The 22,031-nt window shown below is 72.7% G+C and carries 18 protein-coding genes and 1 tRNA gene; 7 read left to right on the forward strand and 12 right to left on the reverse strand.

Going from position 1 to position 22,031, the window contains the following annotated elements; translation table 11 throughout:
• Positions 1 to 217: 217 nt before the first annotated feature.
• Entirely contained in the window at positions 218 to 3,151 is a 2,934-nt protein-coding gene (locus ACF053_RS06350; RefSeq protein WP_391952806.1) for a glycoside hydrolase family 48 protein, read from the forward strand.
• Between the two features lie 300 nt (positions 3,152 to 3,451).
• Complete coding sequence (locus ACF053_RS06355) at positions 3,452 to 6,094, forward strand: cellulose binding domain-containing protein (protein ID WP_391953193.1); 2,643 nt, start codon at positions 3,452 to 3,454, stop codon at positions 6,092 to 6,094.
• 58 nt (positions 6,095 to 6,152) lie between these two features.
• Here the strand turns inward: ACF053_RS06355 and ACF053_RS06360 are convergent, their stop codons facing one another.
• From ACF053_RS06360 to ACF053_RS06380, 5 genes are all read right to left on the reverse strand, one after another.
• Positions 6,153 to 6,668, reverse strand: coding sequence for a hypothetical protein (locus ACF053_RS06360; protein WP_391952807.1), 516 nt, complete (start codon positions 6,666 to 6,668; stop codon positions 6,153 to 6,155).
• A gap of 326 nt (positions 6,669 to 6,994) precedes the next feature.
• Complete coding sequence (locus tag ACF053_RS06365; RefSeq protein WP_391952808.1) at positions 6,995 to 7,543, reverse strand: hypothetical protein; 549 nt, start codon at positions 7,541 to 7,543, stop codon at positions 6,995 to 6,997.
• 78 nt (positions 7,544 to 7,621) lie between these two features.
• Positions 7,622 to 7,924 (reverse strand): hypothetical protein, encoded by a 303-nt coding sequence (locus ACF053_RS06370; RefSeq protein WP_391952809.1) that lies wholly within the window; start codon positions 7,922 to 7,924, stop codon positions 7,622 to 7,624.
• An 8-nt stretch (positions 7,925 to 7,932) separates the two neighbouring features.
• Positions 7,933 to 8,274, reverse strand: coding sequence for a hypothetical protein (locus tag ACF053_RS06375; RefSeq protein WP_391952810.1), 342 nt, complete (start codon positions 8,272 to 8,274; stop codon positions 7,933 to 7,935).
• The gene (locus tag ACF053_RS06380; RefSeq protein WP_391952811.1) at positions 8,271 to 8,423 is read right to left on the reverse strand and encodes a hypothetical protein; all 153 of its coding nucleotides are present in this window, start codon (positions 8,421 to 8,423) and stop codon (positions 8,271 to 8,273) included. The genes ACF053_RS06375 and ACF053_RS06380 overlap by 4 nt, the downstream gene beginning before the upstream one ends.
• A 433-nt stretch (positions 8,424 to 8,856) precedes the next feature.
• On the opposite strand from ACF053_RS06380, the gene ACF053_RS06385 reads away from it, so the two are divergent.
• The gene (locus ACF053_RS06385) at positions 8,857 to 9,897 is read left to right on the forward strand and encodes a helix-turn-helix domain-containing protein (protein ID WP_391953194.1); all 1,041 of its coding nucleotides are present in this window, start codon (positions 8,857 to 8,859) and stop codon (positions 9,895 to 9,897) included.
• Between the two features lie 13 nt (positions 9,898 to 9,910).
• Positions 9,911 to 10,492 carry an HD domain-containing protein gene (locus ACF053_RS06390; RefSeq protein ID WP_391952812.1) on the forward strand — a complete coding sequence of 194 codons (582 nt, stop codon included), beginning with the start codon at positions 9,911 to 9,913 and terminating at the stop codon, positions 10,490 to 10,492.
• A gap of 224 nt (positions 10,493 to 10,716) precedes the next feature.
• Here the strand turns inward: ACF053_RS06390 and ACF053_RS06395 are convergent, their stop codons facing one another.
• Positions 10,717 to 11,091, reverse strand: coding sequence for a hypothetical protein (locus ACF053_RS06395; protein ID WP_391952813.1), 375 nt, complete (start codon positions 11,089 to 11,091; stop codon positions 10,717 to 10,719).
• Between the two features lie 354 nt (positions 11,092 to 11,445).
• Between ACF053_RS06395 and ACF053_RS06400 the strand changes: the two genes are divergently transcribed.
• Positions 11,446 to 12,696 carry an MFS transporter gene (locus ACF053_RS06400; protein ID WP_391952814.1) on the forward strand — a complete coding sequence of 417 codons (1,251 nt, stop codon included), beginning with the start codon at positions 11,446 to 11,448 and terminating at the stop codon, positions 12,694 to 12,696.
• A gap of 252 nt (positions 12,697 to 12,948) precedes the next feature.
• Here the strand turns inward: ACF053_RS06400 and ACF053_RS06405 are convergent.
• From ACF053_RS06405 to ACF053_RS06415, 3 genes are all read right to left on the reverse strand, one after another.
• Positions 12,949 to 13,021, reverse strand: a tRNA-His gene (locus ACF053_RS06405).
• A 105-nt stretch (positions 13,022 to 13,126) separates the two neighbouring features.
• Entirely contained in the window at positions 13,127 to 13,738 is a 612-nt protein-coding gene (gene orn / locus ACF053_RS06410) for an oligoribonuclease (protein ID WP_058944858.1), read from the reverse strand.
• An 83-nt stretch (positions 13,739 to 13,821) separates the two neighbouring features.
• Complete coding sequence (locus ACF053_RS06415; RefSeq protein WP_391952815.1) at positions 13,822 to 15,018, reverse strand: helix-turn-helix domain-containing protein; 1,197 nt, start codon at positions 15,016 to 15,018, stop codon at positions 13,822 to 13,824.
• A 1,529-nt stretch (positions 15,019 to 16,547) separates the two neighbouring features.
• Here ACF053_RS06415 and ACF053_RS06420 point away from each other — a divergent pair.
• Both ACF053_RS06420 and ACF053_RS06425 read left to right on the forward strand, forming a co-directional pair.
• Complete coding sequence (locus ACF053_RS06420; RefSeq protein ID WP_058944860.1) at positions 16,548 to 17,069, forward strand: universal stress protein; 522 nt, start codon at positions 16,548 to 16,550, stop codon at positions 17,067 to 17,069.
• Between the two features lie 490 nt (positions 17,070 to 17,559).
• Positions 17,560 to 18,822 carry an alpha/beta hydrolase family protein gene (locus ACF053_RS06425; RefSeq protein WP_391952816.1) on the forward strand — a complete coding sequence of 421 codons (1,263 nt, stop codon included), beginning with the start codon at positions 17,560 to 17,562 and terminating at the stop codon, positions 18,820 to 18,822.
• Between the two features lie 112 nt (positions 18,823 to 18,934).
• Here ACF053_RS06425 and glmS read toward each other — a convergent pair whose 3' ends face one another.
• The 3 genes from glmS to ACF053_RS06440 form a co-directional block, all read right to left on the reverse strand.
• Positions 18,935 to 20,752, reverse strand: coding sequence for a glutamine--fructose-6-phosphate transaminase (isomerizing) (gene glmS / locus ACF053_RS06430; RefSeq protein ID WP_058942081.1), 1,818 nt, complete (start codon positions 20,750 to 20,752; stop codon positions 18,935 to 18,937).
• Positions 20,753 to 20,797: 45 nt separating this feature from the next.
• The gene (locus tag ACF053_RS06435; RefSeq protein WP_058942082.1) at positions 20,798 to 21,073 is read right to left on the reverse strand and encodes a hypothetical protein; all 276 of its coding nucleotides are present in this window, start codon (positions 21,071 to 21,073) and stop codon (positions 20,798 to 20,800) included.
• Positions 21,074 to 21,148: 75 nt separating this feature from the next.
• Positions 21,149 to 22,018, reverse strand: coding sequence for a DUF4429 domain-containing protein (locus tag ACF053_RS06440; RefSeq protein ID WP_391952817.1), 870 nt, complete (start codon positions 22,016 to 22,018; stop codon positions 21,149 to 21,151).
• Positions 22,019 to 22,031 lie beyond the last annotated feature (13 nt).

Here is a 22,031-nt window from a genome sequence, read left to right on the forward strand (position 1 = left end):
CCGGCTGACGTGGAACCGCTCCCACTGGTGCCGCCGACCGTAACCCCGGTCCGCCGTCAAGCAACAGAGGGTGGGTCAAGTTTTTCTTTCGAACTTCTTCGAGTCTTCACACACCTTGACCGCGCACCCGCCCCTCCTCATAGTGGGAGCGCTCCCACTGGTTCAAGGCTTGTCACCCCCACTCCTCCTGCCCTACAGAGCCGCTAGGAGAGACCGCATGTCGCCAGGACCACGTACGGGCCGGCGCCGACGGCTGACGGCCGTCCTGGCCGCCGTCCTCGCCCTCCCCCTGGGCATGACCGCGGCCAACGGCGCACCCGCCGGGGCGCGCACCGCCGCAACCGCCGCCGCAGCCGTCCAGTGCAGCGTCGACTACCGGACCAACGACTGGGGCTCCGGCTACACGGCCGAGCTGACCCTCACCAACCGGGGCACCGCCGCCCTCGACGGCTGGACCCTGCGCTACGACCAGACCGGCAACCAGCGGCTGACCAACGGCTGGAACGGCACCTGGACCCAGACCGGGAAGACCGTCACGGTCACCCCCGTCGGCTGGAACAGGACCGTCCCCGCGGGCCAGGCCGTCACCGCCGGCGCCCAGTTCACCTACAGCGGCGCCAACGCCGCGCCCACCTCCTTCACCGTCGACGGCACCGTCTGCGCCGGCGCCCAGCAGCCGCCGGTCGCCGTGCTGACCAGCCCCGCCCCGGGCGCCACCTACACCGCCGGCGACCCGGTCCCGCTGGCCGCCACCGCGGCGGCCGCCGACGGGGCGACCGTCGACAAGGTCGAGTTCTACGACGACACGACCCTGCTCGGCACGGACACCACCGCGCCGTACGCCCTCACCGCCCGGGGCCTCGCCGCGGGCACCCACTCGCTCTACGCGAAGGCGTACGACAGCCGGGGCGCCGCCGCCGAGTCCGCCCCCGTCGGCATCACCGTCGCCGCCGGACCGGCCCTCGTCGCGACCCCCGCCCAGCTGCCGGTCCGCCAGGGCCAGTCCGCGACCTTCGACGTGAAGCTGTCCACCCGGCCGGCCGCGAACGTCACGGCGACCGTCGCCCGCGTCTCGGGCAGCACCGGCCTCACCGCGGCGCCCGGCACGCTCACCTTCACCCCGGCCGACTGGAACACCGCCCGCAAGGTGACCGTCACCGCCGCCGCGACCGGCACGGGCTCCGCCGTGTTCGCCGTGACGGCCCCCGGCCACGCGAAGGCCGAGGTGACCGCCACCCAGCTGGACGGCGACTCCACGTACGACGCCCGGTTCCTCGCCATGCACGCCAAGATCACCGACCCGGCGAACGGGTACTTCTCGCCGGAGGGCATCCCGTACCACTCGGTCGAGACGCTGATCGTCGAGGCGCCCGACCACGGCCACGAGACGACCTCCGAGGCGTACAGCTACCTCATCTGGCTCGACGCCATGTACGGCAAGGTCACCGGCGACTGGACCCGCTTCAACGGTGCGTGGGACACCATGGAGAAGTACATGATCCCCACCCGCGCCGACCAGCCGACGAACGACAAGTACAACGCGTCGAAGCCGGCCACCTACGCCCCCGAGCACGACCTGCCGACGCAGTACCCGTCCCGCCTCGACGCCGGTGTCCCCACGGGCTCCGACCCGATCGCGGGCGAGCTGAAGAGCGCCTACGGCACCGACGACGTCTACGGCATGCACTGGCTCCAGGACGTCGACAACGTCTACGGCTTCGGCAACGAGCCCGGCAAGTGCTCCGCCGGTCCCGCCGCCACCGGCCCCTCGTACATCAACACCTTCCAGCGCGGCCCGCAGGAGTCGGTCTGGGAGACCGTGACCCATCCCACCTGCGACAACTTCGCCTACGGCGGCCGCAACGGCTACCTGGACCTCTTCACCGGCGACGCGTCGTACGCGAAGCAGTGGAAGTTCACCAACGCCCCCGACGCCGACGCCCGCGCCGTCCAGGCCGCCTACTGGGCGGACGTCTGGGCCAAGCAGCAGGGCAAGGGGACCGCGGTCTCCGGCGTCGTCGCCAAGGCCGCCAAGATGGGCGACTACCTGCGGTACTCCCTCTTCGACAAGTACTTCAAGAAGGCGGGCGACTGCGTCGGCGCGACCACCTGCCCCGCCGGCACCGGCAAGAACAGCGCCCACTACCTGATGTCCTGGTACTACGCCTGGGGCGGCGCCACCGACACCTCCGCCGGCTGGGCCTGGCGCATCGGCTCCAGCCACGCCCACAGCGGCTACCAGAACCCGCTCGCCGCGTACGCGCTGAGCGAGTACGCCCCGCTGAAGCCCAAGTCGGCCACCGGCGCGCAGGACTGGGGGACCAGCCTGGACCGGCAGGTCGAGTTCTACCGCTGGCTCCAGTCCGACGAGGGCGCCATCGCGGGCGGCGCCACCAACAGCTGGCAGGGCCGCTACGCCACCCCGCCGGCCGGCACGCCCACCTTCCACGGCCTGTTCTACGACGAGAAGCCCGTCTACCACGACCCGCCGTCCAACCAGTGGTTCGGCTTCCAGGCCTGGTCCATGGAGCGGGTCGCGGAGTACTACCACCAGAGCGGTGACGCCCTCGCGAAGAACGTCCTCGACAAGTGGGTCGACTGGGCCCTGTCGGAGACCACCGTCAACCCCGACGGCACGTACCGCTTCCCGTCCACGCTGCGCTGGTCCGGCAAGCCCGACACGTGGAACGCCGCCAACCCCGGCCCCAACGCCGGTCTGCACGTCACCGTCGCCGACTACACCGACGACGTCGGCGTGGCCGCCGCGTACGCCAAGACCCTGACGTACTACGCCGCCAAGTCCGGTGACGCGGACGCCAAGCGGGTCGCGAAGGCGCTCCTCGACGGCATGTGGCAGCACCACCAGGACCCGCTGGGCATCGCGGTCCCGGAGACCCGCGCCGACTACAACCGCTTCGACGACCCGGTGCACGTCCCCGCCGGCTGGACCGGCACCATGCCGAACGGCGACCGGATCGACTCCACGTCCACCTTCGCCTCGATCCGCTCCTTCTACCAGGACGACCCCGCCTGGCCGAAGGTCGAGGCCTATCTGAAGGGCGGCGCCGCGCCGGTCTTCACGTACCACCGCTTCTGGGCGCAGGCGGACATCGCGCTCGCCATGGGCGCGTACGCGGAACTGCTCGAATAGCCCCGCGGCGGCTTTCGCGTACGTCACAGCCGGGTGGGCCGCGCTGTTCGCGCCCCACCCGGCTTCCGCACGCCCCGACCCCCACCGCGCGCCCCGACAGGAGGCACCGTGCGCACGAAGTGGACCCTGCTCACCGGACTGGCCCTGACCGCCGGTCTGCTCACCGCCGCACCACCACCCGCCCCGGCCGTCCCCACCACCCCCGCGGTCCCGGTCGCCCACGCGGCCCCGACCGCTCCCGGGAACGCGACAGCTCCGCCGGTCCCCGGCACCGCACGGACCCCGGGAGCCCCCGGCGGCCTGCGGATCCCGACCGTCCCCGGCACCGCACCGCACCTCTCCCGCCCTCCCGCCCCTGCCGGCGCACCGGCCCCCGGCACCACCTCCGCCGACACGTACACCTGGAAGAACGTCCGCATCGACGGCGGCGGCTTCGTCCCCGGCATCGTCTTCAACCGCGCCGAGAAGGACCTCGCCTACGCCCGCACCGACATCGGCGGCGCCTACCGCTGGCAGCAGTCCACCAAGACGTGGACCCCGCTCCTCGACCACGTCGGCTGGGACCGCTGGGGCCACACCGGCGTCGTCAGCATCGCCACCGACTCCGTCGACCCCGACCGCGTGTACGCCGCCGTCGGCACCTACACCAACGACTGGGACCCCGGCAACGGCGCCGTCCTGCGCTCCACCGACCGGGGCGCCACCTGGCGCACGGCCGACCTGCCGTTCAAGCTCGGCGGCAACATGCCGGGCCGCGGCATGGGCGAGCGCCTCGCGATCGACCCGCACCGCAACGGCGTCCTCTACCTCGGCGCGCCCAGCGGCCACGGCCTGTGGCGCTCGACCGACTCCGGCGCCACCTGGTCGAAGGTCACCGCCTTCCCCAACCCGGGCGATTACGCCCAGGACCCCACCGACCCCTCCGGTTACGCCTCCGACAACCAGGGGATCGTCTGGGTCACCTTCGACGAGTCCACCGGAACACCCGGCTCCGCCACCCGCACGATCTACGTCGGCGTCGCCGACAAGGAGAACGCCGTCTACCGCTCCACCGACGCCGGCGCCACCTGGTCCCGGCTGCCGGGCCAGCCCACCGGCCTCCTCGCCCACAAGGGCGTCCTCGACGCGCGCGGCGGCCGGCTGTACCTGGCGTACAGCGACACCGGCGGCCCGTACGACGGCGCCGACGGCGCGGTGTGGCGGTACGACACGAAGGCCGGCACCTGGCAGGACATCACCCCGGACGCCGACCCGTACTACGGCTTCAGCGGTCTGAGCCTCGACCGGCAGAGGCCCGGCACGGTCATGGTGACCGGCTACAGCGCCTGGTGGCCCGACACCCAGATCTTCCGCACCACCGACGGCGGGACGAACTGGACCCGGGCGTGGGACTTCTCCCCGTACCCCGACCGGACCGACCGCTACACGATGGACGTCTCCTCCTCGCCCTGGCTGGGCTGGGGCGCGACCCCGGCCCCGCCCGAGCGGTCCCCGAAGCTCGGCTGGATGACGGAGGCGCTGGAGATCGACCCGTTCGACTCCGACCGGATGATGTACGGCACCGGGGCCACCGTCTACGGCACCGAGGACCTCACCCGGTGGGACACCGGAGGCCGGATCACCATCCGGCCGATGGTCCGGGGCCTGGAGGAGACGGCCGTCAACGACCTCGTCTCCCCACCGTCCGGCGCGCCGCTCCTCAGCGCCCTCGGCGACATCGGCGGCTTCCGCCACACGGACGTCACGAAGGTCCCGGCGATGATGTTCACCTCCCCGAACTTCACCAGCGGGACGAGCCTCGACTACGCCGGGACCAGGCCGGACACCGTCGTCCGCGCCGGGCACCTCGACGGGGGCCCGCGCATCGCGTTCTCCACCGACAACGGCGCGACCTGGACCCCGGGGCAGGAGCCGGCGGGCGTCTCGGGCGGCGGCACGGTCGCCGCCGCGGCGGACGGCAGCCGCTTCGTGTGGAGCCCGGACGGCACGGGGGTGCACTGGACGACCGGACCGGGCGGCGCGTGGACCGCGTCGCGGGGCGTGCCGGCGGGCGCCGTCGTCGAGGCCGACCGCGTCGACCCGCGCACGTTCTACGCCTTCGCGGCCGGCACGCTCCACGTCTCCACGGACGGCGGCGCGACGTTCACCCCGAAGGCGACGGGCCTGCCCACCACCGGGAACGTCCGCTTCCAGGCGGTCCCCGGCCGGTCCGGCCACCTCTGGCTCGCGGGCGGCGCCGCCGGGGCGTACGGACTGTGGCGCTCCACCGACGCGGGGACGACGTTCACCAGGCTCCCGGGCGTCGAGGAGGCCGACACCATCGGCTTCGGCAAGGCCGCGCCGGGCGCCTCGTACGACACGCTCTACACGAGCGCCCGGATCGGCGGAGTACGCGGCATCTTCCGCTCCACCGACACCGGCGCGACCTGGACCCGGATCAACGACGACGCCCACCAGTGGGGGTGGACCGGCGCCGCCATCACCGGCGACCCGAGGGTCTTCGGCCGCGTCTACGTCTCCACCAACGGCCGCGGCATCGTCTACGGCGACCCCTCCGGCACCCCCGCCCCGGACCCGGATCCGGAGCCCGACCCGGACCCGGAGCCACCGGCGAAGGCCCCGTGTGAGGCGTCCTACCGGGTGACCAACCAGTGGCAGGGCGGCTTCCAGGCCGAGGTGACCGTCCGGAACACCGGCACGACCGCGTGGAACGGCTGGCGGGCCGCCTGGACCTTCCCCGACGGCCAGCGCGTCACCCAGGGGTGGAACGCCGCCCTCACCCAGTCCGGCACCGAGGTGACCGCCGCGCCGGTCGGCTGGAACACGCGGGTCGACCCGGGCGGCACGGTCGCTTTCGGCTTCACCGGCACCTGGTCCGGCACGAACCGTCCGCCACCGGCCCTCACCGTGGACGGCACGCGCTGCGCGACCGCGTCACCGTGACGGCGGTGCCGGGGGTGTCGGTCCGGCACCCCCGGTGCCCCGGCACCCCCGCGTCAGGTCACGCCCACCGCGCGAGGCGTGCCTGCCGCCGGCGCCGGTGGTAGGCGACGGTGACGGCGACCAGCAGCGGCGGCCAGGCGAGCAGCGGCAGGTAGCAGACGAGGAGCAGCAGATCCTGCGCGGGCGTCCCGATGGTCCCGTCCCCGAGCCCGGCCGCCTGGGCGTGGAAGCCGTACACGGCGATCCCCGCCAACCCGGCGGCGCCGAGCAGCGCGGGCACGACCGCGGCGAGCGGCCGTACGCCCCGACCGCCCAGCAGCGGCACCCAGCGGGGCACGACCTCCCCCCACCCCTGTACCAGCCCCAGCGTCAGCAGCGCGAGCAGCTCCGACAGGACACTCAGGCCCACGACGTACGCGATCTCCCACCCGCCCTCGACGGGCTGTTCGGCGACGGGCAGCCCGGCGACGAGGGCGATCCGCCACAGCCCGGACGGCAGGGTGACGAGCGGGACGGCGTGGGCGGCGAGCACGGCCCAACGGGGCACGTTCGGCAGGGCGTTCATCGTCAGCATGCGGCCATGCTGCCGCCGGCCCCGGGGCCCCGCCGTCGCCGCCGGGTCGCATCATCCGCCCACCCCTCCGCCACACGGCGGACCCACCCCTACGACCTGGGTCGCCCACGGCGCCGCGTCCTCCGCGTCCACCCGTCTGACTCCCCTCCGCAGGTCTCGGGGCTGAAGTCGGCCCCTTGCGGGCCTGGGAACCGTGCAGCTGCAGGTCCGTGGAGGCCTCTCTGCCTGAGCCCGCGCAACGACCGGCCGCACCGACGGCCCACTTCACCGCCCAAGGCTTGTCCCGCGGTTCCCCGTAGGCCTTCGCGGGTGCTGGCGGTGGGCGGTCAGCGCCTCTCCTTCAGTGTCGAGTAGGCCCTCTCAAGGCCCTGGGCGTGGCCGGCGCCCAACTCGACGTAGACGTGCCCGCTGGCCGCACAGGCTTCACGCAGGGCAGTGCTTTGTTCCCTGACCCACGCGGCGATCTCCCGATAGGTGGTGTCATCGGATCCGTCGAGCCAGTCCGGGGCGGCCCTCAGGTGTTCGGTGGTCAGCTCCGTGTTCCCAAGGAAGACGCAGCTCAGTGGTATCCCGAGAGCAGCGGCGGCGGTGGCTGCCGCCGGTGTGACGATGTCGCCCTCGACCACGTAGCCGTCCAGGGGATCGGAGTCGTCGAGGCTCTCCGCGGTGGCACGGATGAACTCGACGAGGAAGGGCTGCGCCGGTACGGCCTTGTCCGGGTGCGTGCCGTGGCGCACGCCGTGCTGGGGCGCGGCGCGCTGCAGCATCGAGACCAGGGCGTCGGTCGGGCATCCGGGGATGCCGTCCCGTTCCAGCAGCATCCACGCGAGGGTGCTCTTGCCCACTCGTGGCGGGCCGCCTATCAGGTAGATCACGTAACGACCGTACCCCGGAGGGCAGTTCGGGTGATCCCGCGGTGGCGAAGTCGTGCCCACACCTCCGGATCGGACAGGTCAACGTGCCATGGGACGATCTCGGCCGTGGCTGGTGTGATCACGGCGTCGCAGCCGTCCTGGACAGCCCGGCGCGCCGTCGTCGAGCCGGGTGACGACGGGCTCGTCGGAGTGGAGCAGTGCGAGCCGCCCGTCACCGGTGACGGGCACGCACTCGGTGGCCGTCTGCCGCCAGGCCGTCTCCGGGGCGAACGCCGCCCGGGGGACGCCGAGCCAGATGCGGCGCCAGTCCGCGTCGAGCAGCCCGTGCTCATGGAGCAGGTCCACGAGCACGGCGTGCCCGCGCTGCGGGGCGAGAGTCATCCGGCCCCCTACCTGCCGGGTCCGGAACCGTCGGGCGACGGCGGCGCGGGCGGCGGGTTCCACGGCTTGTCGGACGGCGGCCCGGCGTGCTTCCCGTCGGTCATGAGGGGACCTCCTTCGTGAGGGGTACGGCGGTGGTGGCAGGACCGGCAGGAGCGCGGCCACCAGGAGAGGTGGTAGTCGACCCAGTCGTCCGGTTTGTAGTCGTGCCGCCCGAGGTCGACGGCGGTGCGAGGCGTGAGGACGACACCGCAGTGGACGCAGTCCGCACCCCGCCGCTGCCGCTCGGTGACCCGCCGCACCGGGGGCACCCCGCCCGGTGCGGCCGCCGGGACGCGCCCGCAGCTCACCGCCCCGCCTCCCCGCCCGCGCACCGCGCGCACGCGCAGGGCGGATAGCGCAGCCCGTCGACGGGCGGATCACCGGCCTCGAACTCCCGCCGCTCGCGCAGGGTGTCGGCGGTGCCGTCGGCACGGACCCGGTACACGCGCAAGGTCATGCCGCTCACCGGCCGGCCCCGCCGTCCGACACGTAGGGGCGTACCGGTGAGCCCGTCTCGATCAACACGTCCGGCCCTGCCGCTGCCCGCGGCAGATGCGCGGCGACGGGTTGCCAGGGAGCCGCCCGCGCGGCACCCCAGACAAGGAAGCCACTGCTGGTGCGGGTCGGGCAGTGGGGACGTTGCAGCGATTGTCCCCTCGCCATGTGAGGATGCGGGGCGGCGACACGGACCATACGATCACCTGCATTTCGCTACGCTGAGTTGTCCTTGATGACTCTTCGACAGTAGAAGCCCACGCCCACGCGTTGAACCGACTGCCAGTACCGGTTATGGGCGTCTCTTCGGGCAGGAGGAGCGAGTGCGAGGCAAGCGGAACGTAGGAACCCGGACAGTCGGTCGGGGTCCCTCCCCACCGTCACGTACAGGGTTGATCTCCGGATTCGTCTTTCGGCTGGCGCGGGAGCAGTTAGGGCTCACGCAGGAGAGGCTCGCCGAGCGGTTGCGGGTGTCTTCCGACACCATCGCCGGATGGGAGTCCGGCAGGCGGGCACTCACCGCCGTTCCCACCGGCCAAACGCTCGTCCACCGGCACATGCTGCTTCGGATGGGGGCTTCGCCCCCTCTGCTCCAAACGCTTGAACGAGCCATAGAGGCGGATGTCCTGTTGACGAGCATGCTCGATGACGGAGCACCGGAAGAGAGCCCCATGGGCGCGTGGGTGATGCGGCGCGATCTCATGGAGGTGATCACGTGGCCTCTGACCGGCATGGTGCCGACCCCCCTCCGCTCGCTGCCCCAGCCGCCGCGACTCCGGCGAGGGCCCGCACCCGCTGGGCCAGAGATGTGCAGGGCTGACCGAGAGTGCCTCTTCGGCCGCCTACGGCACACAGCCGAACTCGCACGGGACCCCGATTTGTTCCTTCTGCGACGCCAGAGCCTCTACCTCGCCGGATACGACACCGAGAGCGATACGACGGCTTGGCTCAACGGGCAACAACGGGCAGTGCGCCCGGACGGCTGGCTCAACCACTGGCTGCACTCTCGCTCCGTCGCAGCAGTCGCAGCCCGCCAGGGGGACCGTGACCGGATGAGCCACTTCATCGGTTCGCTGGAGGGCGACGACGCTTATGAGGCGGCGAACTTGAACTACTGGGCGTACTGGATCGGGGAGCTCGACACGGTGGAGCTGACCGACGACTTCATCGCAGACCCGGCACTGGGCCCTTGGACGGGTGACAGGTTGTTTGCGCATCTCACTCGTGGTCTGACACCCGAACACGGGTTCTTCGAGCTGAATGTCCACACCCTGTGGGCCTTGCTCATTGCCAGGCCGCATCTATTGCGACGGTCGGCCGGCGGATCACACCTGTCTGAACGGCTCCCCATGCTGTTGGATGACCATGGCCTCTCACCGCATGCGCGGCGAGAGCTGGAAGGCATCCGGTATGCGATCCGCCTCGCCGAGGCGTGAGAGGAGACGGACGGTGGCTGACGACCTGTCCGCGGTGGGCCGCTTCTTGTTCGAGGCCGGCACGCTCAAGCACAGCAGGCGCACGGGCTGGTGGATGGCCGGGGTCCGGGACCCGGAGAGCGTCGCCGAGCACTCCTGGCGTACGGCACTCCTCGCGTCGGTCATCGCCGAACTTGAGGGCGCCGACCCGGCCCGTGCCGCGCTCATGGCCGTGTGGCACGACTCGCAGGAGACGCGTACGGGCGACGTGAACCACCTCGGCAAGAAGTACGCGCCCGCCGCCGACCCCCATGCGGTCACCGCCGACCAGACGGAGGGTATGCCGCCCGGCCTCGCGGCGCTGGTGCGCGGACTGGTGGGTGAGTACGAGGCCAAGGAGTCGCCCGAGGCGGTCTGCGCCCGGGACGCCGACAAGCTGGAGTGCCTGATCCAGGGCGTCGAGTACAGGGAGCAGGGGTACGCCCACGCACAGCGCTGGATCGACAACAGCCGGGACAGGCTCGTCACGCCGACGGCACGGAGCCTCGCCGACGAGGTGCTCCGGCAGGGCAGCCTCGACTGGCTGCGCGTGGCGATCGGCGAGGAGAAGGCGTAACCGGCAGGCACGGATGATGCCGCCGCGCCCGGTCGCATGGGTGTCGGATGACCTGGGCGAAGATCCGTCCGGTCGGCTCCGGCCGGTGGGGACCCTCCTGTGCGCGTCGCGACCCGGCGGAACCGAGGGCCCACGCCGCCTCCGACATGCCGGGTCCGCACCCGGATCGCCCGGGAGGCCACCCAGGCCGAGTGCTCCACATGGGCGGGTGGGACGCGCCGACGTCACACCGGCGCGCCACCCGATCGGGGCCTGAGGGTGACGGGGCAGGAGTTCCACAAGGCCACCCCGGCGCGGAGCAGCGCCAGTACCGCGCGTCGCTCGTCGGGTGTCCACTCGGGGCACTCGTCTCCGAACAGCCACTCGTAGGCGCTGTTGTGCACGGCTCCCTGCGCGGGCAGCCGGTGGGCCGCGTCGAGCCCTCGGGCCAGATCCTCGAAGAAGTGCCACGCGTCCAGGACCGCGCCCGGTGGGACGTGTCGACGCTCCGGGTCCTCCAGCCAACGCTCGACGCGGACGAGTTCCAGGGTGCCGACCTCGGACGTGGCCAGCCGCCGCCCTTGCCGACGCGCGTACACCCGCGCCTGCCGAGCGGTCACGAACAGCGGCACTCGCCGGCGGTCGGGTGCCGGAGACGTCAGCACCCGATCCGGTTCGTCACCCCTGCCACCGACCCACAGGACGACCCCACTGCGACTGAGCCCGCGCACGCGGTAGGCGTGGAGACTCCCCCCTCCACCGCGACGCCCGACCGTACCCACGTCCGCCCTCTCGACTTCTGCCACGCCCTCACCCTGACATGCCACGCCGGGAGCGGTCGCGCCATGGGTCCGCCGCCGCGAACCGACCAGCGCAGGACAGCCAATACGCGGCCGCTCTTGCTGAGTCAGCCATCCGCCCGGCATCTCTGTGCGACAGCTGCTGGATCAGCGACCGCTGTTAGCCTGCCGTCCATGGTCAAGGGCGGCGTGGCAGGCCGGATAGGTCGCATAGCGGGGGAAAACCGGCCGGAGCGCGTGCTGATTGCCGCCAGTTTCGTCAACCGTGTCGGTAATGGTCTGTTCAACGCGGCGTCGGCGCTCTATTTCACCTTGGTCGTGGGCCTGCCCCCGGTGCAGGTCGGAGCCGCACTCACCATCGCCGGAGTGATCGGCCTGTGTGCGGGGATACCAGGCGGGCGTCTCGCCGACCGGCGAGGGGCGCGCACGATCATGATGTTGGCCCTGACGGTTCAGGCGGTGTCGATGGCGTCCCTCGTCCTCGTCGAGAGCTGGGCCGCGCTCACGGTCATCGCGGCGGTCGACCAGATCGCCGCGGCGGCCGGCGGCGCGGCGTGGGGCGCGCTGGTGGTCAGGGTCGGGGGTGAGCGCCCGGCCCTCTTCCGTGCCAAGCTGCGCACGTTCGTCAACCTGGGCGTCGTCCTGGGAACGGTGGGCGCGGGGCTGGCGCTGGCCGCGAACACCCGCAGCGCCTATGTCACGCTGATCCTCGGCAACGCGGCGAGCTTCGCCCTGTGCGCGGTGCTTCTGCTCCTGCTTCCCCGCTATCCGATACTGGCAGCGCCGCCGCAGCAGCGGCGCTGGCTGGTCTTCGCGGATCGTCCCTTCCTGGCGTTCACCGCCCTCTACGGAGCCATGGGACTGCAGTATCCGGTGGTCTCGCTGCTTCTGCCGATCTGGATCTCTGAGCACACCGAAGCGCCACGCTGGACGGTGGCCGCGCTGTTCGCCGTCAACTCTCTCTTCTGTGTGCTGATGCAGACCAGGATCGGCTCGCGCATCGAGACCCCGCACGACGGCGGCCGGGCGTTTCGCACAGCGGGGCTGCTGTTCCTCGTCAGCTGCCCGATGATGGCGCTGGCGGCGTACACCCCAGTCTGGGCCGCAGTGGGCCTGGTCCTGGCTGCGATCTTCGTCCATAGCCTGGGAGAGGTCTGGGAGTCATCGGCGGGCTTCGCCCTGGGCTTCGGTCTCGCCCCCGACCATGCCCAGGGCCAGTACCAGGGTGTCCTCGGGCTCGGCTTCAGCGCGGGCCAGGCTCTCGCCCCCGCGATCCTCACCACGGTGGTGCTCGGACTCGGCACGACAGGCTGGCTGCTGCTGGCGTTGTTCTTCGCGGCACTTGGCGCTGTCGGCCCGTCTCTTGCGCGCTGGGGCATGCGTACCCGGCCGCAGTCAGGCGTTGCTGCAGAAGTGACGGGATGACCCGCGAGTAGGTGTCAGGGGCCTTCTCCCTCGGTGTTCTCGTCCGGCTCCGGCGCGTCCGGGTCGCGCAGCGGGCGCAGGGCGCCGGCTGCCGCTGTCGCAGCGGTGAGGCTGTAGCGGCCCAACAGGTTCAGGCTTGAGCCGAGTCTCAGGTCCGCCGCCATCAGCCGGGCCCGTGCCCGCGGTGTTCCCGCGGCGCCGGGTACGACGAAGGGCTGACCTGTTTTACCAGGTCAGCCCTTGATCCATCAGGGTGAGTAACGGGACTCGAACCCGCGACATCCTGGACCACAACCAGGTGCTCTACCAGCTGAGCTATACCCACCACGACCGGTCTTTTTTCCGACCGGCCGAGAAAAAGTGTACAGGGTCCGGGAGGGTGCTCGCGCACGCGTTTCCCCGGGGGCCTCCCGGACCCGTGGGGGCTGGGTCAGGCCAGGGGTTCCGTGGGGAGGACGTGGCGGGCCGCGATGGCCTTCGCGGTGTCGGAGTCGGGGCCGGGCTGCGGGACGAAGACCGCCTCGCGGTAGTAGCGCAGCTCGGCGATGGACTCGCGGATGTCGGAGAGCGCCCGGTGGTTGCCGGTCTTCTGCGGGCTGTTGAAGTAGGCCCTCGGGTACCAGCGGCGCGCCAGCTCCTTCACGGAGGAGACGTCGACGATCCGGTAGTGGAGGTAGGTCTCCAGGCCGGGCATGTCGCGGGCGAGGAAGCCGCGGTCGGTGCCGACGGAGTTGCCGCACAGCGGCGCCTTGCCGGGCTCCTTGACGTGCTCGCGGACGTACGCCATGACCTGTGCCTCCGCGTCGGCGAGGGTGGTGCCGCCCGCGAGCTCGTCGAGGAGCCCGGAAGCGGTGTGCATCGCGCGCACCACGTCCGGCATCGTCTCCAGCGCCGCGTCCGGCGGCCGGATGACGATGTCCACGCCCTGACCGAGCACGTTCAGTTCCGAGTCGGTGACCAGTGCGGCCACCTCGATGAGTGCGTCGTCCGTCAACGAGAGCCCGGTCATCTCGCAGTCGATCCACACCATGCGGTCGTTCATGCGTCCACCTTAAAGGGGCCGCCGGTGGGGAGTGGCGTCGTGCCCACACCCCCGCCGGCGGCCCCTCAGGGACGTGCCGTGCCCTACGGCGCGCTGCGCTGGCCGGGCAGGCCCCGCCCGGACGCGAAGGCGTCCGCGTGCGGCTTGCCCGGGTCCACGCCCAGTCCGGCGCCCGCGCCCGCCGTCGGCCGGCGCAGCCCCGGGCCCTGGCCCGAGCTCTGCGGCGGGACGACCGCGTCGGCGATCGACGGCGGCCCCCCGTCGCCCTGCGGCCGCCGGGCCCGGTAGGCGGCCCGGTAGGCGGCCGGCGACGAGCCGAGCTGCCGGCGGAAGTGGCCCCGCAGTGCCACCGGCGAGCGGAAGCCGCAGCGGCCCGCGACCTCGTCGACGGAGTAGTCGGACGTCTCCAGGAGGCGCTGCGCCTGCAGCACCCGCTGGGTGATCAGCCACTGGAGCGGCGCGCTGCCGGTGAGCGAGCGGAACCTGCGGTCGAAGGTCCGTCGGCTCATGTACGCCCGGGCGGCGAGCGTCTCCACGTCGAACTGCTCGTGGAGGTGCTCGAGCGCCCACGCCACCACCTCGGCCAGCGGGTCGGCACCGATCTCCTCGGGGAGGGACCGGTCCAGGTACCGCTCCTGGCCGCCGCTGCGGCGCGGGGGCACGACGAGCCGCCGGGCGAGTGCCCCGGCCGCCTCCGTGCCGTGGTCCGTCCGCACGATGTGCAGACAGAGGTCGATGCCGGCCGCCGTGCCCGCGGACGTCAGCACGTCACCGTCGTCGACGAAGAGCTCCCGCGGGTCCACGTGGACCGACGGGTAGCGCTTGGCCAGCGTCGGGGCGTACATCCAGTGCGTGGTGGCGGGCCGCCCGTCCAGTAATCCGGCGGCGGCCAGCACGAAGGCCCCGGTGCACAGGCCGACGATGCGGGCGCCCTCCTCGTGTGCGCGGCGCAGCGCGTCGAGCGCCTCGGCCGGTGGCGGTGAGGTGATCGACCGCCAGGCCGGTACGACGACGGTGCCCGCTCTGCTGATCGCTTCCAGGCCGTACGGCGCGGAGAGTTCGAGTCCCCCGGTCGTGCGCAGTGGCCCTTCCTCGCCCGCGCAGACAAGCAGCCTGTAGCGCGGAACTCCGGCGTCCTGGCGGTCGATCCCGAACACCGAGAGTGGGATGGAACTCTCGAAGATGGGCCCGCCGCTGAACAGCATGACGGCGACGACCTCGCGACGGCGGCGTCCGGACAGTTTGCGTCCGGTCTCCGGTGCGGCGGAGTCCTGGCTCATGACGCTAAGCCCCCCTCGGTGTTCGCGTCTCCTAGGTCCTGTCGCTCCTGCACGTTTCCCCTCGGTTTTGCACGAGACCCCGTTCTCCGATAGTCATGATCGAATCTACTGCGTCCCGCGCTGCCGGCGTGACAAGTTCCGTATCCGGCACTATGTCGACAAGGCAACTTGGCGCGAAGCATTCGATCACGAAGCGTTTCACCCGGAGGGCCCCGCAGGGAAGTGCGTCTCACGCTCATGGCCCATCCGCGTAGGGTGCGCGAGGCCCCTGCGGCCCTTATCTCCCAGGTGGCAAGGGGGTTCGCAGGCCATTCCGGCAAGGGACGGCGGGTCTGCCGAAGTTGGCCGAAAACATACGGGTGCGGGTGTGCGAAGCCCTCAGCCTCCCGGCGCACTCCCCGGCCCGCCCCGTCCGCCCCGGTGCGCTCCGTTCCCCGTGCGGGGGCGCCGGACCCCGGTGCGGCGCCGCGCCCCATCCCGCTCTCCGTCCGCCGCGGGGCGTCGGCGGCGGACCGGGCGGCGGTCGCCGGGGTCCGCTCGCCGTGGCGCAGCGGCACCCGGCAGGCGGCCGTCACGGCCGCGAGCCCGAGCGTGGTCCCGGTGGCCGCCATGAGCGGCGTCCCGTACCGGAAGAGACGAAGAGGACCGGTGCGCGGCCGGAGGCGGCCCACCGCACCACGTCGGCGACCGCGTCGGCGGGTGCCTCCGGCACTTCGGGTACCCCGGGTGCGCCTGGCATACCCCCGCGTCTCCGCCCGCCCGCCGTGGCGGGGGGCCGGGGCGGCTCCGTCCGGCCGGTCGGCCGTGCCGTCCGCGTCGGCCGCCCCCGCTCGACGGCGGCGGTCGGGCCCCGCCGGCTGTTCCATGGCGGCGGTCGCGTGCGCCCGGCGGTCGCGGCAGGTTCGATGTCGGGTGGTCGGGCCCGGCCCGGCGGTCGTCTCAGGCTCGACGGCGGCGGTCGCGTCCGGCCCGGCGGTCGTCTCAGGCTCGATGGCGGCGGTCGCGTCCGGCCCGGCCGTCGCGCCAAGTTCGACGTCGGGTGGTCGGGCCGCGTCCGGCGGTCGTCTCAGGCTCGGCGGCGGCGGTCGCGTCCACGCCCGGCGGCGGAGGTCGGTCCGGGTGCGGACGGGGCGCCGCGTGGCGCCCGGGGCCTGCCCGGGGGTGCGTGCAGGGGGCTCCCGCACACGACACTGGCGGGCGGGCTGTCGACGAGGAGTGGAGCGCTCCGATCACTGTCGGGGAGTACGGCGTGACGCTCCGGAGGGCGCGCGGGGGGCCGTGCCGAGGGGTGCCGGGGCCGGTTCGGGGCCCGGGCGAGGGACGCCTGTAGGGGCCAACCGGCGTTGCGTACGGGGGCGGGCTCGTGCATGCTCCCTGGAACGCCGTGTGCGCGGCGGCGGACGATGGGCACGAGAGGAGTGGCGCCGTACCCTTGGGGGTATGGGGTTGGGAAGATGATTCCCGGACACAGCTCCGCGTGCGACGTCCCTTGAACCCCTCCCACGAGGACCTTCTTCGCCGAGACACCGATGGCCGGTCACGAATTCCCTGAACCAGCCGACCGCAGGCAGGTCGCCGATTCGGCGGTGGACCCCCTGGCGGCGGCTGACACGCGCCAGGCGTGTGATCCCGCGTTCCGGCACGGCGTCGTCGTCGGCTTCGACGGCTCGACCTCCAGCGAACGGGCGCTCGCCTACGCGATCGGCATGGCGCGCCGGTCCGGCTCGGGTCTGATCATCGTGCACGTCGCGAACCGGCTGCCCACCACCGTGTGGGCCGGCTGTGAACCGCCCGTCTTCGTCGATCTGCCGGACCACCGTACCGAGGTGCTCGGGCTGGAGCTCGCCTGCGCGGACCACCTGTCCGAAGTGCCGTGGATCCTCGTCGAGCGGGGCGGTGACATCTGCCACGAGCTGGAGGAGGTCGGCCGCGAGTACGCGGCCGACGCGATCGTGGTCGGGTCGACGCACGGTATTGCGGGGCGCATTTTCGGTTCCGTCGCCGGTCGTCTCGCGCGGCGCGCGCAGCGGCCCGTCGTCGTCATTCCCTGACCGTGCGGCGGCGCATTCCCCCCGGGGTTGCCCCGGTGCGCATTCGGGGCATCGCGTTATTGATTCAATAATGAACCACATTTCCCGTCCGGCAGGGCCCGCGGGGCGGTCCGGTCGGGAATTCCCCCGGTCACCCCGCCCCGGTCACCCCGGCGCGGTCACCCCGCCGCGGGCCCACCGTGCCGGGCCCACCGTGCCAGGACCGCCGCGCCCCCGGTCACCCGTCGCGCCCGCCGCGCCCCCGGCCACTCCATCGCCCTCGCCCGCCGCTGCCACCGACCGACCGACCGCCGACCGCCGTCCCCGCCGCACCCCCGGCCGCCCCACCACCCCCCACCCCCGGGTCGCCCACGTCGGACGCTCCCCTCGGGTGCCGGACCCGACGGCTCGTCAACAGCCCCTGGTCGTACGGTGGATCACCCTCCGGTCGCACACGGACGCGACCCTGGAACGACGCCCTCGCCCCACGCCGCCGCCTAGCGTCGGGACCATGAAGACGTCACGCACGCTGCGGTCGGCGGCAGCCGCGGCCCTCCTCGTCACCCTCGCCGCCACGGCCACGGCTCCAGCCGCCCAGGCACACACCCCCGGCGCCGGCGCGTCCGCCGCCGCGCTCACCGCCGGCGCGTCCGCCACCGCCGCCCCGGTGCTCAGGCAGGCGGCGCCCGACTCGCCGGCGGTGGTCGGAGTGGTCCTGCCCCGGCCCACCGGGCCGTCGGCCGTGGGGCGCTCCACCCTCCACCTCGTCGACCGCTCCCGCCAGGACCCCTGGGTGCCGGACCGGCCGCGCGAGCTCATGGTCGACGTGTACCACCCGGCCCGCTCAGCGGCGGGCGCCCCCGCGCCCTACGCCGACCCGCGCGAGGCGCGGCTGCTGCTGGAGGCGGCCGGGAACCGGGACGCCGAGGCCGCCGCCCGGCTGGGCGCCACCCTCACGCACAGCGTGGCCGGCGCCCGCCCGCAGGGCGGACGCCACCCGCTGGTCCTGCTGTCGCCCGGGTTCGGCGCGCCCCGGTTCACCCTGACGACCCTCGCCGAGGAGTACGCGAGCCGCGGTTACGTCGTCGCCGTGGTCGACCACGCCTACGAGGCGGCCGGCGCGGTCTTCCCCGGCGGGCGGGTGCTCACCTGTGTCGCCTGCGAGAAGGCGCAGACCTGGGAGGACATGCGGAAGGCCACGGTCAACCGGGGCCGGGACCTGTCGTTCGTCGTCGACCGGCTGACCGGGCCGCGTCCGGCCTGGCGGTACGCCCGGATGATCGACCGGAAGCGCATGGGCGCCGCGGGACACTCGATCGGCGGCGCCGCCGCGGCCTCCGTCATGGCGCGGGACGAGCGGGTGCGGGCGGGCGTCAACATGGACGGCTCCTTCGGCGACCCGGTACCGGCGGGCGGGCTCGGGGGCCGGCCGTTCCTCATGCTCGGCACGCAGGACGAGGTCCACCTGCCCGGCGGCGGCGACCCCACCTGGGACGAGGCGTGGCGCCACCTGGACGGGTGGAAGCGCTGGCTCGGCGTGAGCGGCGCGCACCACTTCACCTTCTCCGACGTGCCCGTCCTCTTCGACCAGCTGGGCGTGGCCTACCCCGGCGACCAGCCGCAGCCGACGATCGCCGCCGGCCGGGCCGTCGAGCTGACGCGCGCGTACACGACGGCCTTCTTCGACCGGCACCTGCGCGGCCGGCCCCAGCCGCTGCTGGACGGCCCGACGGCGCAGAACCCGGAGGTGCACTTCAACGGCGACGCGCGGTAGCCCACCCGGTCCCGCGCCGACGCGGGTACGACGCGGCCCGGGGGCCGGCCTGGACGGCCGGCCCCCGGGCCCGGTGCGTGCGGAGAGCGCGGTGCGGCCGCGCGTGCGCCGCCTACTCGACCGTGACGGACTTGGCCAGGTTGCGCGGCTTGTCGATGTCGCGGCCCATGGCGAGGGCCGTGTGGTACGCGAAGAGCTGGAGCGGGATGCCCATGAGGATCGGGTCGAGCTCGTCCTCGTTCTTCGGCACGACGATGGTGTGGTCGGCCTTCTCCTGCTCCTGGTGGGCGACGGCGAGGATCCGGCCGCTGCGGGCCTTGATCTCCTCCAGGGCCGCCCGGTTCTTCTCCAGCAGCGAGTCGTTCGGGACGATCGCCACGGTCGGCAGGGCCGGCTCGATGAGCGCGAGCGGGCCGTGCTTCAGCTCCGAGGCCGGGTACGCCTCGGCGTGGATGTACGAGATCTCCTTGAGCTTCAGGGAGGCCTCCAGGGCCACCGGGTAGCCCCGGACGCGGCCGATGAACATCATCGACTTGGCGCCGGCGTACTCCGCGGCCAGCTCCTTGATCTCGTCCTCCAGCTTGAGGATCTCGCTGATCTGGTCCGGCAGGCGGCGCAGGCCCTCGATGATCCGCTTGCCGTCGGCGACGGACAGGTCGCGGATGCGGCCGAGGTGCAGGGCGAGCAGCGCGAAGGCGACGACCGTGTTGGTGAAGCACTTCGTGGAGACCACGCAGACCTCCGGGCCGGCGTGGACGTACACGCCGCCGTCGGCCTCGCGGGCGATGGCCGAGCCGACGACGTTGACCACGCCGAGGACGCGGGCGCCCTTGCGCTTCAGCTCCTGCACGGCGGCCAGCACGTCGTACGTCTCACCGGACTGCGACACGGCGATGTACAGGGTGTCGGGGTCGACGACCGGGTTGCGGTAGCGGAACTCGGAGGCCGGCTCGGCGTCGGCCGGGATCCGCGCCATGCCCTCGATGAGGCCCGCGCCGATCATGCCGGCGTGGTACGAGGTGCCGCAGCCGAGGATCTTCACGCGGCGGATGCCGCGGGCCTCGCGGGCGTCCAGGTTCAGACCGCCCAGGTGCACGGTGGAGAACTTGTCGTCGATGCGGCCGCGCAGCACGCGGTCGACGGCGTCGGCCTGCTCCGAGATCTCCTTGTGCATGTACGTGTCGTGGCCGCCCATGTCGTAGGAGGCGGCCTCCCACTCGACGGTCTCGGGCGTCGCGGTCGTCAGCGTGCCCGAGGTCGTGTACGTGCGGAACTCGTCGGCCTTCAGGGTGGCCATCTCGCCGTCGTCCAGGGTGACGATCTGACGGGTGTGGGCGATCAGCGCGGCGATGTCGGAGGCGACCAGCATCTCCTTCTCGCCGATGCCGAGGACGACCGGGGAGCCGTTGCGGGCGACGACGATGCGGTCGTTGAAGTCGGCGTGCATGACGGCGATGCCGTACGTGCCCTCGACGACCTTCAGCGCCTCGCGGACCTTCTCCTCCAGCGACTCGGCCTGCGAGCGGGCGATCAGGTGGGTGAGGACCTCGGTGTCGGTCTCCGAGGCGAAGACCACGCCGTCCGCCTCCAGCTTGGCGCGGAGCTCGGCGGCGTTGTCGACGATGCCGTTGTGGACGACCGCGACCTTGTTCTCGGGGTCCATGTGCGGGTGCGAGTTCACGTCGCTCGGGGCGCCGTGGGTGGCCCAGCGGGTGTGGGCGATGCCGGTGGTGCCGGTGAAGCGCTTGGGGACGCGGGCCTCCAGGTCACGGACCCGACCCTTGGCCTTGACCATCTTCAGGCCGCCGGACTTGGGGCTGGTGATGACCATGCCCGCCGAGTCGTACCCCCGGTACTCCAGCCGCGCCAGACCCTCCAGCAGCAGCGGAGCGACGTCGCGCTTGCCGATGTAACCGACGATTCCGCACATAAGGTGTTGCCCCTCCAGGTTCGGTGTGTGTGCCCGGGTCGACGTTCAGCCGTAGACGATGCGGCGCAGCTGGCGGAGCGAGAGCTCCGGTGGCGCCACGGCGCGGTGCGGCAGCTCCGCCGCTATCCGCTCGAAGATCTCCGCGTTCACCGCGCCGGCCGCCTGGAGCTCGCGGTGGCGGCGCCGGACGTACTCCTCGGTCGTCTCGTCGAAGTACGCCAGCACGTCGAGCACCACCCGGGCGGCCTCGCCGCGCGGGAGCGCGGTGCTGCGCACCAGGTGGTCGATGAGGTCGTCGTGCGACGGGCGGCGATCGAGCACCCGTCGATATTGGAGGACGGGCAGGTCGATGGCAACATTTCTGCCCGATATCGGGCAGAGGGGCGCCCGTTTTGGTCAGAGTTGTTGGAGAACAGCCCGTTTCGCCGTGCTGAACTCCTCATCGGTGAGGACGCCCGACCGGTGCAGCTCGCCCAGCTCCCGCAGCCGCCGCAGCAGGACGTCGTGGTCGGGGGCGGCCGCCACCTCCGCCGCGGGCGGCGGCGCGTCCGCCACCGGGGCGTTCGGGTGCGGCAGCCGGGCCACCACGGCGGCCCCGACCAGTGCCATCAGCGGGTCCTTGCGGAACCCGTACAGCTCCACGGCGTACGGGTCGTACTTGGGCGCCGGGGGAGAGGCCGGTGCCCCGACCGCCACCCGGAAGCGCAGGTAGCCGTTCTCCAGCCCGACGGCCGGCAGCCACTCCACCGCCCGCACGTCGGCCAGCGCCAGGGTGCGGGCGCCCCCCGAGGACTTGGAGTCCTCGGTCTTCCAGTTCCACTCCAGGCGGACGGCTTCCCCGTCGAACGTCACCGTGCCGTCCCCCGCCCCGACGGTGAGGGGCACCGGCGGGCCGGGCAGCAGGTACCTGTCCACCGGGCCCGTCCCGGTCTGTTCCAGCAGCATCGCGCGGCGCACCTCGTCCACGAAGTACTCCGCCACCCCGCTCCGGTCGCCTCCCACCGCGAGCCGGTAGGGGTCCGAGCCGTCCGCCAGCTTGCCCCCGGTGATCCGCAGCAGCGGATCGGCGCCGTCCCGCAGCCGCAGCCGCAGCCGCCCGGTCTTCCTGCCCGGCTCGAACGAGATGCCCGCCAGCGCGTCGAGGGGTACGGCGACCTCGCCCAGGGTCTGGCGCAGCAGCCCCACGCCCTTGTCGCCACCCGGCACGATCCGTATGACGTCCCCGTCGAAACTCCAGGTCCCGTCCTTCTGGATGATTTCCGTCATGCCGAGGATTCTG

Origin of the sequence: Streptomyces kanasensis (genome assembly GCF_043077165.1) — a bacterium.
GTDB lineage: Bacteria > Actinomycetota > Actinomycetes > Streptomycetales > Streptomycetaceae > Streptomyces > Streptomyces changanensis.